This is a genomic window from bacterium (assembly GCA_024228115.1).
Lineage (GTDB): Bacteria > Myxococcota_A > UBA9160 > UBA9160 > UBA6930.
The window spans coordinates 1-12,117 of sequence record JAAETT010000251.1 but is presented as its reverse complement, the minus strand read 5'-3'; the positions used below and the strand labels follow the sequence as shown (position 1 = coordinate 12,117).

The window sequence follows — 12,117 nt, the reverse complement described above, 5'->3', positions numbered from 1 at the left end:
GATCTCACGCGCCAAGTCCAAGCCTGGCAAGACGATCGCAACCGAACGACGAAGGGCGTCGACTGGCAATTCACGACCCAACAAGCCCGCGTGAAACTGCGACGACTCTACCCCCAGCTTTTGGTGTGACAAGGGACTAGGGACAGGTGCGGCCACGTTTCATCCCCATTATCCGAGGAGACTCCCCATGTCCGATGAGATCCGATACGACGGCCGCGTGGCCGTGATTACTGGCGCAGGCGGTGGCCTGGGCAAGACCTACGCCCTCGAGCTTGGCCGTCGCGGCGCCCAGGTGGTGGTCAACGATCTAGGAGGCTCCTCGGACGGCACAGGCGGCGGCAGCAGCATGGCCGACGAGACGGTCAAGCAGATCAACGAGGCCGGTGGTACCGCCGTGGCCAACTACGATTCGGTGGCCACTCCGGAAGGTGGCGAGGGGATCATCCAGACCGCCGTCGAGAACTTCGGCAAGGTCGACATCGTCATCAACAACGCGGGCATCCTGCGCGATGCGAGCTTCGTGAAGCTCGAGCCCCAGAACCTCGAGATCGTTCTCGATGTCCACCTGCGCGGCACATTCTACGTGAGCCAGCCCGCATTCCGCGTGATGAAGGAGAACGGCTACGGCCGCTTCCTCTTCACGGCTTCGGCTGCCGGCATCTTCGGCAACTTCGGTCAGACGAACTACGGCGCGGCCAAGATGGGCCTCGTGGGCCTCAGCAACGTGCTGGCCATCGAAGGCGCGAAGTACGACATCAAGTCCAACACGATCGCGCCGATCGCGAACACGCGCCTCACGAAGGAGCTGCTCGGTCCGATCGCCGACAAGCTCGATGCGGAGTGTGTGACGCCGCTCAGCTGCTTCCTCGTTTCCGAGGATTGCCAGCTCACCCATGAGATCTTCTCGGTGGGTGGCGGGCGCTTCGCACGCATCTTCATCGGCCTGGCCCCGGGTTGGTCGGCCGGCGTGGACGCCAAGCCCTCCATCGAAGAAGTCGCGGCGAATATGGACCAGATCCGAAACACCGATGGCTACATCATCCCGGCGAGCATCGCCGACGAGATGAAGGCCATCGTCGAAATGATGAAGGGCTGAGGAAACAACATGCCGATCGATCCCGAGAAGGCCCTTGCGGCGAGCTTCGAGCCCACGACGTCCAGCTACCAGCAGGACGACGTGATCCTCTACCACCTGGGGCTCGGTGCCGGCGCACCGAGTCAGACCGATGCGAACGAACTCGAGTACACCTATGAGAAGAACCTCAAGGTGCTGCCGAGTTTCGGTGTCGTACCGGTATTCAGCGCCATGGGTGGCGCCATGAATACACCGGGCCTCGAGTTCAACCCCGCCATGCTGCTGCATGGTGAGCAGGACATCGAGATCCACCGCCCGCTTCCGACGGCGGCAAAGCTCGTCAACCAGTCGCGGATCGCCGGGATCTACGACAAGGGCAAGGCGGCGCTTCTCGTGATGGAGGTCGAAACGAAGGAAGAGGGCGGCGATCCGCTCTTCACCAATCGCTTCTCCCTCTTCCTGCGCGGTGAGGGCGGATTCGGCGGCGATTCCGGGCCGAAGGCCGGCAACGCTGCGCCGGATCGGGAGCCCGATCATGTCGTGGAGACGCCGACCCTCCCCCAGCAGGCACTTCTGTATCGCCTGTCGGGTGACAAGAACCCCCTGCATGCGGATCCCGAGTTCGCCAAGATGGGTGGCTTCGATGTGCCGATCCTTCACGGCCTGTGCTCGTTCGGGATCAACTGCAAGGCGGCCGTCGATTCGGCGCTTGGCGGCGACGTGACGAAGGTTTCGCGGTACCAGGCGCGCTTCGCCGGCGTATTCTTCCCGGGCGAGACGATGGTGACGTCCCTCTGGAAGGAGGGTGAGAACGTCTTCATCAGCGCGTCATCCAAAGAGCGAGGTGCACCGGTCATCACGAACGCTGCGTTGACCTTGCGCGACTGAGAACAAGAGCGGGGACGCTCGTCGACTCCGAGGTTCCAATGGCCGTCTCCGATCATGTGGATCTCGAGCAGTTCCTGGCCGGCGTCGAACGCCGGAACCCGGGGCAGCTCGAGTTCCTCCAGGCTGTTCAGGAGGTGGCTCAGGACGTCTTCGAGTTCATCGCGGACAAGGAGGCGTACCACGAGTACCAGATCCTGCGCCGCATCGCGGAGCCGGATCGGGTCGTGAGCTTCCGGGTCTGTTGGGAAGACGACGCAGGCAACATCCGCGTGCAGCGTGGATGGCGGGTCCAGAACAACAATGCCATCGGTCCCTACAAGGGTGGCCTGCGTTTCCACGCGAGCGTGACCGAGAGCATTCTCAAGTTCCTGGCATTCGAACAGACCTTCAAGAACAGCCTGACCGGCCTGCCGATGGGAGGCGGGAAGGGCGGTTCCAACTTCAACCCGCGCGGCAAGAGCGACCACGAGATCATGCGCTTCTGTCAGTCATTCATGACGGAGCTCTACCACCACGTGGGCGAAGATGTAGATGTTCCGGCAGGTGATATCGGTGTTGGAGCCCGTGAGATCGGATACCTCTTCGGGCAGTACAAGCGTCTCACCCGTCGCTTCACGGGTGTACTGACGGGCAAGGGCCTCGAGTACGGCGGAAGCTTGATTCGTACCGAGGCCACCGGCTACGGCGCGGTCTACTTCATGCAGGACATGCTGGAGCGGGCCGGTGAATCCATCGACGGCAGGACGTGTGTCGTTTCCGGCTCGGGCAACGTCGCTCTGCACGCTGCCGAGAAGTTGTTGAATCTCGGAGGGAAGGTCGTCACGTTGTCCGATTCCTCTGGCTTCGTTCACGATCCGGACGGTCTCAGCGATGAGAAGCTCGGCTGGGTGAAGGAGCTGAAGACCGAGCGTCGTGGGCGGATCTCCGAGTACGTGGACACCTTTGGCGGGAGCTTCCACGAAGGCGAGCGCCCCTGGTGCGTACCCACCGAGCTGGCGCTGCCCTGCGCGACGCAGAACGAGCTCTCGGGCGATGACGCGCGAACGCTGCTTGCCAATGGTTGCAGGGCCGTCGCCGAAGGCGCCAACATGCCGACGGATCTCGAAGGTGTGCGCCTCTTCAAGGCTGCACGAACCCTCTACGGTCCGGGCAAGGCCGCGAATGCCGGGGGTGTCGCGGTTTCGGGTCTGGAGATGAGTCAGAACAGCGCGAAGATCTCGTGGAAGGAAGAGGAGCTGCAGGACCTGCTGCGCTCGATCATGAACGGAATCCACGAGAAATGCGTCGAGTACGGCCGCGAGAATGATGGCTCGTACGTCGACTACGTTCGCGGGGCCAACATCGCCGGCTTCGTGAAGGTCGCCGATGCCATGCTCGCCTACGGAGTGGTTTGAGGCAGGAGGTACGTCTCCAGCCTATGGTTGGAGCATGAAACGCATCCTCCGAGTCATCGCCCTCGGCCTGGTGGGCATTCTTCTCGCGGCTTCCTTGTTCCTCGCCAAGACGTTCTGGAGCAAGCCGTTCTCGATCGATCACTTCTTCCTGCGCGAGCTGGTGTTGCTGGTCGTCGATCACCCGATGCTGCTCTCGTTCGCGCGCGTGCTCGAGCCCTACGATCTCGACTACTACTCGGACGAGCTCGAAGATTTTTCGTTGGAAGCCGATCGGCGGGAGGCTCGCCGCGCGCGCAGCGCCCTCGAAGGGCTGCGAGAGTTCTCGGAGGATGATCTCGATCCGAGTCAACGGATCTCTCATGACATCCTCGCATGGTGGCTCGAACATCAGGTCACCGGGGAGCGCTTCCTGCAGCACCCCTATCCAGTCAATGCGTTCGACGGCTCGCAGAGCTTCCTGCCTGATTTCATGGTGAATGTTCACCAGGTGAATGATCTCGGCGATGCAGGAAGCTATCTCGCGCGGCTGGAAGCCATCCCGGCCGCCCTCGATCAATTGACCGAGCGGGTCGAAGCCGCGGCAACCGCGGGCATCCTCCCGCCGCGTTTCGTTCTGACGCGGGTGCGCGAAGGGCTGGTCGAGCTGACACAGGCCGAGGCCTCCGACAGCCCCCTGGTCACGAAATTGAAGACTCGCCTACCCGAGCTCTCCGATGTTCCGGATCCGGCGGGTTGGATCGAACGTGCCCGTGCGGTGGTCGCCGAGGGAATCCAGCCAGCCTACCTCCGCATGGATGCAGTGCTGGCGCGTTTCGAGGCCGAGAGCAACGATGATGCGGGCGTGTGGAGGTTGCCCGATGGTGACGCCTACTATCACTGGGCACTCCGCGGGCATACGTCGACCTCGCTCACGCCGGACGAGGTCCACCAGCTCGGGCTTCGCGAGGTCGCGCGCATCCACGGCGAGATGAAGAAGGTGTTCGCAGAGCGCGGAACACCGACCGATGCGCCGATTGCTGCTCTCCAGGCATTGGCTCTGGAACCCACCCAGCGCTATCCCGATAGCGACGAGGGCCGCACGCAGATCCTGGCCGACTATCAAACGATCATCGATGAACTCTGGGAGCGTCTCCCCGATTGGTTCGAACACCTCCCTCGCGCCCCGGTCGCCGTGGAGCGGGTACCGAGCTTCCGCGAGAACGGCTCCGCCGGCGCCTACTACAACCCGCCTCCCCTCGATGGCTCGAAGCCGGGGATCTTCTACAAGAACCTCGCGAACGTGGAGGAGAGCCCGCGCTTCGGTATGCGCACGCTGGCATTCCACGAGGCGGTACCCGGTCATCACCTGCAGATCGCCCTGGCCATGGAGAATCCGGATCTTCCGCTCTTCCGTCGCTTTCTCCCGTTTACCGCATTCGTCGAAGGTTGGGCGTTGTACGCCGAGCGATTGGCTTCCGAGGTCGGCCTCCTGCCGACCCCCGCGGATCATCTCGGTCAACTACAAGCCGAGAACTTCCGTGCCGTCCGCCTGGTCGTCGATACGGGCCTTCATGCCAAGCGATGGACCCGGGAAGAGGCCATCGAATACATGGTCTCCAAGACGGGAATCGCCCGCAGCGATGTGGTGCGTGAAGTAGAGCGCTACGTGGTCGCGCCAGGCCAGGCGTGTGCCTACAAGATCGGCCAGCTGAAGCTGCTCGAGCTTCGCGCTCGCGCCCGGGAAGCACTTGGCGACGGATTCGAACTCAAGGCTTTTCACGACCTGGTGCTCGGTGGCGGCTCGCGGCCGCTGGAGGTTCTCGAGCAGGAGGTCGATGCCTGGATCGCGGACGGGGGGATGTGATCGTTTTCGACCCGGCGTGGGCCGTGGCTGGCAAGCCTGCGCTCGGCCCGCATGCGTGGCCATCCCGGGTCCACTGACGCCGTTTCACGTCAGCAAGCATGGCCCTCGTTTGGGCCGCCACAGGCTCGCGAGGTACTCTCCCGCGGTGGCCACCCCCGCCTTGCCGATCCTCTCTGCCTTCGGCGAGCCTGCTCGCCGCTGGTTCGAAGCCAGCTTCGAACAGCCGACTCCTGTTCAAGAGGAAGGCTGGGCGCGGATCCAGGCTGGCGATCACGCGCTTCTGATCGCGCCGACCGGAAGTGGCAAGACGCTGGCCGCCTTCTTCGCTTGCCTCGATCGTCTGGGGCGGGTCCCGGCCGAGCCCGCTCCCGTGCCGGGCGTCCGTGTGCTCTATGTCTCGCCGCTCAAGGCCCTGGTCTACGACATCGAGCGCAACCTGCGTGCGCCGCGGATCGGCATTGCGCAGATGGCGGAGCGGCTGGGCCAGCCCGAGGCGTTTCGCGCGCCGCGAGTCGCCGTGCGTACAGGTGACACGACCCAGAAGGAGCGCCGTGACCAGGCACGTGATCCCGCGGAGATCCTGATCACGACTCCCGAGTCGCTCTATCTGATCCTCGGCTCCCGCCAGCGCGAGACCCTGTGCACCGTCGAGACCATCATCATCGATGAGATCCATGCCCTGGCGCCGACCAAGCGGGGTGCGCACCTGGCGCTCTCCCTCGAACGGGTCGCTGCGCTGACCGGGGAACGGGATCCCCAGCGGATCGGTCTCTCGGCGACGGCTCGGCCGGCCGAGGAGGTCGCGCGCTTTCTTGGGGGCGATCGACCGGTCTCGATCATCGATACGAGCCGAACGCCGCTGATCGATCTACAGCTGTCGGTGCCGGTCCCCGATATGACCCGCCCGGCGGATTTCCGACCGCCGCCAGAGAGTGAGTCCGAGGACTCTGACGAAGCTCCGGGTCCGTCGCTGGGCCGGCTCCTCACTCCGTCCTCGGATGACGCGGATACCAGTCTGTGGCCGGCGATCTATCCGGAGCTCGTCGATGCCATTCGCGCGCACCGAAGCACCATCCTGTTCGTGAACAGTCGCGGGTTGTGCGAGCGCCTGGCGCAGCGGCTGAACGAGTTGGCGGGTGAGGATCTGGTGCGGGCTCATCACGGCAGCATTGCCCACGAGCAGCGCAAGGAGATCGAGGAGAGCCTGAAGAGCGGCAACCTGCGGGCGATCGTTGCCACCAGTTCGCTCGAGCTGGGCATCGACATGGGCGCGGTCGATCTGGTGCTGATGGTCGAATCGCCGGGTGCGGTGGCGCGGGGCCTCCAGCGAATTGGACGTGCGGGCCACCAGGTCGGCGTTCCCAGCAAGGGAAGGGTGTTCCCGAAGCATCGCAATGATCTGCTCGAGGCCACGGTGGTCGCAGCAGGCATGCGCCACGGCGAAGTCGAGCCTCTTCGCGTACCGCGCAATCCCCTCGATGTGCTCGCCCAGCAGATCGTGGCCATGACTTCGATGGACACGTGGAAGGTCGAGGCGTTGGGGCAGGCCATCGGCCGCACCGCGAATTTTCGGGATCTCTCCCGCGAAATGCTCCACGCAGTGCTCGACATGCTGGCGGGGCGCTACCCGTCGACCGATTTTGCCGAGCTCCGGCCGCGCCTGATCTGGGATCGCGAGCGGGATCAGCTCGAGGCACGGCGGGGCTCTTCCAAGATTGCATTGCTCTCCGGCGGAACGATTCCGGATCGCGGGCTCTACGCGGTGCATCTCGGCCCCGAAGGCCCGAGGATCGGGGAACTCGACGAGGAGATGGTTCACGAATCGCGCCCGGGCGAGACGATCACCCTGGGCGCCTCCACCTGGCGTATCACCGAGATCACCAGGGATCGGGTCGTTGTGGCGCCCGCACCGGGCGAGGCGGGTCGGCTGCCCTTCTGGCGTGGAGAGGGTCCCGGCCGCCCGGTCGAACTGGGCCAGGCCCTCGGGCGCTTCGTGCGCGAACTGGCCGAGCATTGCCGGAAGGCAGATTCTGGCGAGCTCCACGAAGGCAGGGCCGCGGGAGAAGCCTGGCTCTGCGAAGAGTTCGCGCTCGACGAATATGCGTCGCGCAACCTGGTCGACTACGTGATCGACCAGCACGAGAGTGCGGGTGCACTCCCGACAGATCGCGCGATCACCATCGAGCGCTTTCGTGACGAGTTGGGCGATTGGCGCGTCTGCCTGCTCAGTCCGTTTGGTTCCAGGCTGCACGCGCCCTGGGCCCTGGCGATCGAAGTGCGGCTCAACGCGGAGAAGGGCTACGAGGTGCAGACGCTGTGGAGCGACGATGGCATCGTGTTGCGCTTCGCCGATGCGGAAGAACTCCCACCGGCATCCGTCTTCCTGCCAGAGCCCGAAGAGGTCGAAGACCTCGTGGTTGCGCAGCTCGAACGCTCGGCGCTCTTTGCAGGCCAGTTCCGCGAGAATGCAGCGCGGGCGTTGTTGCTTCCGCGTTGGCGTCCCGGCGGCCGCACACCGCTTTGGGCACAGAGGCTGCGGGCCCAGAACCTGTTGGCCGTCGCCCGCGAGTTTCCGTCCTTCCCGATCATGCTCGAGACCTATCGGGCCTGCCTGCAGGACGTCTTCGACATGCCGGGCCTGGTCGAGCTGCTCACGGCGATCCGGAGCCGCCGCATCCGCGTGGACGAGGTCGAGACCCGCCAGGCCAGCCCCTTCGCGCGCTCCCTCGTATTCGCCTACACCGCGATCTATCTCTATCAGGGCGATACGCCCGTCGCTGAGCGGCGCGCCCAGGCGCTGACCCTCGATCGCGACATGCTGAGGGATCTACTCGGCCAGGAAGAACTGCGCGAGCTGCTCGACGCAACCGTGATCGAGGAGACCGAAGCCGATCTCCAGGGCCTCTCCGCCGATCGCAAGGCGCGCCACGCGGATGCACTCCACGATCTGTTGCGCCGCGTCGGCGATCTGAGCGCCGCCGAGCTACGCGTGCGCTGTGAGGGCGACCCGCAGGCCTGGCTCGAAGAACTCGAGATCTCGAGGCGTGCGGCATGTCTCAAGATCGGCGGCGAAGAGCGTTGGATTGCCGCCGAGGATGCGGCCCTCTACCGGGATGCCCTCGGGGCGGCGCCGCCGGCAGGCTTGCCCGAGGTCTTCCTGGAGCCGGTTCCCGACGCGGCCGAGCGTCTGTTTCGGCGCTACACGCGGGTCCACGGCCCGTTCGTGACGAGCCGGATCGCTGAACGTTATGCCTGGCTCCCCGCGCAAGCGCAGGCCGTCCTGGCCGGGCTGGAGGCACGCGGCAAGCTTCTTTCCGGCGAGTTCCATCCCGAGGGCCACGAACGTGAGTGGTGCGAGCCGGAAGTGTTGCGGAGGATTCGTCGACGTACCCTGGCGCGGCTGCGCGGCGAAGTGGCCGCGGTCGAGGCAAGCACCCTCGTCCACTTCTTGCCGGAATGGCATGGCATCGGCTCGCGGGGCGCGCCCGATCTTCGGCTCGCCGAGGCTCTCGACCAGCTCGAAGGTGTGCCGCTTCCGTTCTCGGAGCTCGAGAACGCGATCCTTCCGGCGCGCGTTCCGGATTTCGATCCCCGCATGCTCGATGAGCTCGGGGCTCTGGGGCAACTGGCCTGGGTGGGCTCCGGCTCGCTAGGTGATCGAGACGGGCGCGTCGCCCTGTATCGGCGCGAGCGCATCGGCTTGCTGGTCGAAGCAGGGACGCCGCCCGAGGATGCGAGCCCGCTTCACCTGGCCCTCCTGGATCATCTCCAGGCCCGCGGTGCATCCTTCTTCACGGAGCTAGCGACCGCGACGGGTGAGCCGACGGGAGGCCCTCTCCTGCATGCGCTCTGGGATCTGGTCTGGGCGGGCCTGGTGACGAACGACACCCTGGCGCCGCTTCGCGGCCTGGCCGTGCGTTCCGGGCCGCGCCGCCGCGGGCCGCGGGCATTGCCTTCGGCTGCGGCAGGACGTTGGTCCCTGGTTTCGTCCCTTCTGCCCGAAGAGCCAGAGCCGACCGCTCGCGCCCATGCGCGAGCCCTCCAGCTGCTAGAGCGCCACGGCGTCGCGAGCCGTGATGTCCTCGCCCTCGAAACGGCGCCCGGGGGCTGGAGCGCCCTCTACCCGGTCTTTCGCGAGATGGAGGAGATGGGCAAGCTGCGCCGCGGCCACTTCGTCGAGGGCTACAGCGGTGCGCAATTTGCCTACGCAGGGGCGGTCGATCGCTTGCGCGCGGCACGGCACTTCGGCGAGGAGCCGATCGTGCGAGTCCTCGCCGCCTGCGATCCGGCCCAGCCTTTCGGCGCCTTGATCCCCTGGCCAACACCCCGGAGCGAGCGGGCGCGCCCCCGCCGGAGTGCGGGCGCTCGGGTCGTTCTCGTCGATGGTGAGCTCCTCCTCTTCGTCGATCGCTCGGCTAGAAGGATGTGGAGCTTCCCCACCTCGGACGAGAGTCGCGAAGAAGAGGCCCAGGCCCGTGCCATCCGCGCCCTGCATCGCCTCTTCGACGACCGCAGCCGAAATCTCTTGCGGGTCGAAGAGATCGACGGGGAGCCTGCGGCGCGGTCTCCCCTGGCGGAGTTCTTCACGCTCGCCGGCTTCAGGCAGAGCTACAAAGGGCTCGAGCTGGAACGCAGTGGACGCATTCGCGACTGATCGATCGGCTGCCGCTTCGCTGTGGAGCGCAGCTGCCCCATTCGCCGGCATCTCAGGTACGAGGATCCGCCACGCCCTCCTGATCTCGATTCTCGCCATCGCCGCCGTCGGCATCGCGCTGTTGGGCGAGCCGCGATCTGCAGTCTCGTCTACGCCTCGATGATTCCGTCCAGCACCGGCCAATCCACGGCGCTCTGGGCCGCGAAGGCTTCGATCAACAGGTCGCGATCAGGGTCGTCCGGTCCGGCAGCGCGGTACGTCTCGACCGCCTTGGCGAGAGTGTCTTCCGGCGGGCATTCCGGATGTTCCTCTTTCAACGAGCCTTCCTCGTGCTCGATCTCCAGCAGATCGAGCCACTCGGTCAGCAACTCCATGCGGGATTCGAGGAAATAGGTCGCGAGGATCTCCTCGGCCAACCCACTCGCCGCGACCCGGGCCAGGGCTCGGCGGACCATCTGCGCGCGCCGTTCCGGGGCCAGCTTCATGATGAAACGCGGCCGGGCTTTCATGACCGCACCGGCCGCAGCCAGGGCCTGGGTATAGGCGGCGGGCGTGCTCTCGCGAATCCGCTCCAAGAGTTCGGTCGCCCGCTCAGGGCTCATGCGTGCGAAGACCTGATATGCCTTCATTTCGTTCCCCCAGGTTCAGCGCTGACAATGCGTTCGGCGGCACGAACGGGCTCGGCGTTGTAGCAGCCATGGAGCGCTGCTGCGATGGTAAGGACCAGGCCCGCGGCGAGCCCGGTGTGGAGCCCCGTGATCTCGACGGGAATCCCGAGAACGACATTGAGGATGCCCACCAACATCTGGGCCAGCCCAAGCAAGGCGGCGAGCATCGTGATTCGACCGACCCGATTCACCTTCCGGCTCCGCCAGGCCACGGCAATCAACGCCACGACCAGGGCGTAGCCGGTCATGCGGTGAAAGAGATGCATGCCCACGCTGCCTCGCCAGGAAGGGAACCAACGACCGCCGTTGCAGGTGGGCCACTCCGGGCAGGCCAGCCCCGCGTAGCCCGATGAAACCAGGCCGCCGAAGATCAGCTGCACCCCCAGCAGGATCGCGATTCCCCAGACGGCCCGCCGGATGCCTGGCGCCACTGGGCCGAGGGTCTTGCCTCCTGCGTGGTCCCAAAGGCGAAGGGCGAGCACGAGTAACGACGCATTGAAGGCGTTTCCGACCAGCAAGTGGGAGGTCACGCTCCAGCGGGCCAGGAGCTGCCAGACGGTCGACGCGCCGAGAAACACCTGCATCGCGAGCAACACGGCGCTGAGCACCAGGAGCTTCACGGAAGGCCCGCGGGTCGCCGGCCGCCACAGGATGGCGGTGGCCAGAGCCAGGAAGATCAGGCCCACACTGCCGGCCAGGAGCCGATGGCTCCATTCGAAAGCGATCTTCAGGTCGAACTCCGGGACGGCCTGCCCAAAGCAGAGGGGCCAATCCGGGCAGGCCAAGCCGGCACCGTTGGCTCGAACGAGGGCGCCCAGGACGATCAGCAAACTGGTGATGGCAACCAGGCTGGCGACGCCCAAGGCCAGGGCTGAACTTCGAGGGAGCGTCTGCATGAGGGAGGGCGTACGGTAGGGGATGCCCCCAGGCCAGCAATATGGATAGAGGATTCACCCCGGGGGAAATCTCGATCGTGGGCCTGAACTGACCGCTTGGTTGGGGCTCTTTCACTTCAGTCGATCTCCAAGGCCGCCGATGACATGGAGCAATGAGCGCCTTGACCTCCCCGATGCCGCCCAAAGACGATCCGCGCCATCTGCGCGGCCTGTTTGATCGAGCCACCGAACTGGCCCAGCAGCATGGCGTGACCTCCGTGTTCGTGGGGATCGCCGGCGACGAAACCGATCTGCTCGCCCCCGAGTTCATCGACTACGTCGAGAGCGCGTTGCGGGTGGAGGATTGGGTGTTCCGGCTGTTGCGGGGTAGGGCAGTGCTGCTCCTGGCCGATGTGAATCAGGCCAAGGCCGCCTCGGTCCTCGAGCGGATCCGCGACGAGTTCACTGCAGAGTTCGCGCCACGCGACGGATTCGAAGTGGCGCTTGGCTACTACGAGGTCGTGCCCGGGCCGACCGCCGCGATGGCAAAGAAGATCCTGCCAGTGATCTTCGAACCGGTCGACTAGTCCCTTGTCACACCAAAAGCTGGGGGTAGAGTCGTCGCAGTTTCACGCGGGCTTGTTGGGTCGTGAATTGCCAGTCGACGCCCTTCGTCGTTCGGTTGCGATCGTCTTGCCAGGCTTGGACTTGGCGCGTGAG

8 protein-coding genes are annotated in these 12,117 nt (G+C 65.4%); 6 read left to right on the top strand and 2 right to left on the bottom strand.

Annotated elements, in window-relative coordinates:
- The first annotated feature begins 187 nt into the window (after positions 1-187).
- The 5 genes from GY937_12070 to GY937_12050 are packed head-to-tail and all read left to right on the top strand — an operon-like array spanning position 188 to position 9,854.
- Positions 188-1,096, top strand: a complete 909-nt coding sequence (locus tag GY937_12070; GenBank protein ID MCP5057445.1) for an SDR family NAD(P)-dependent oxidoreductase — start codon at positions 188-190, stop codon at positions 1,094-1,096.
- A gap of 9 nt (positions 1,097-1,105) precedes the next feature.
- Positions 1,106-1,963 carry a 3-alpha,7-alpha,12-alpha-trihydroxy-5-beta-cholest-24-enoyl-CoA hydratase gene (locus GY937_12065; protein MCP5057444.1) on the top strand — a complete coding sequence of 286 codons (858 nt, stop codon included), beginning with the start codon at positions 1,106-1,108 and terminating at the stop codon, positions 1,961-1,963.
- A gap of 38 nt (positions 1,964-2,001) precedes the next feature.
- Positions 2,002-3,357 carry an NADP-specific glutamate dehydrogenase gene (gene gdhA, locus GY937_12060; GenBank protein MCP5057443.1) on the top strand — a complete coding sequence of 452 codons (1,356 nt, stop codon included), beginning with the start codon at positions 2,002-2,004 and terminating at the stop codon, positions 3,355-3,357.
- A 34-nt stretch (positions 3,358-3,391) separates the two neighbouring features.
- On the top strand, positions 3,392-5,200 hold the full coding sequence (locus GY937_12055) for a DUF885 domain-containing protein (protein ID MCP5057442.1): 1,809 nt from the start codon (positions 3,392-3,394) through the stop codon (positions 5,198-5,200).
- Entirely contained in the window at positions 5,172-9,854 is a 4,683-nt protein-coding gene (locus tag GY937_12050; GenBank protein ID MCP5057441.1) for a DEAD/DEAH box helicase, read from the top strand. Before GY937_12055 ends, GY937_12050 begins: the two co-directional genes overlap by 29 nt.
- A gap of 149 nt (positions 9,855-10,003) precedes the next feature.
- Here the strand turns inward: GY937_12050 and GY937_12045 are convergent, their stop codons facing one another.
- Positions 10,004-10,483, bottom strand: a complete 480-nt coding sequence (locus GY937_12045; GenBank protein ID MCP5057440.1) for a hypothetical protein — start codon at positions 10,481-10,483, stop codon at positions 10,004-10,006.
- Complete coding sequence (locus tag GY937_12040; GenBank protein ID MCP5057439.1) at positions 10,480-11,418, bottom strand: heme A synthase; 939 nt, start codon at positions 11,416-11,418, stop codon at positions 10,480-10,482. Before GY937_12040 ends, GY937_12045 begins: the two co-directional genes overlap by 4 nt.
- Before the next feature lie 152 nt (positions 11,419-11,570).
- Here GY937_12040 and GY937_12035 point away from each other — a divergent pair, with 152 nt between their 5' ends.
- Positions 11,571-11,984, top strand: coding sequence for a hypothetical protein (locus tag GY937_12035; protein MCP5057438.1), 414 nt, complete (start codon positions 11,571-11,573; stop codon positions 11,982-11,984).
- Positions 11,985-12,117 lie beyond the last annotated feature (133 nt).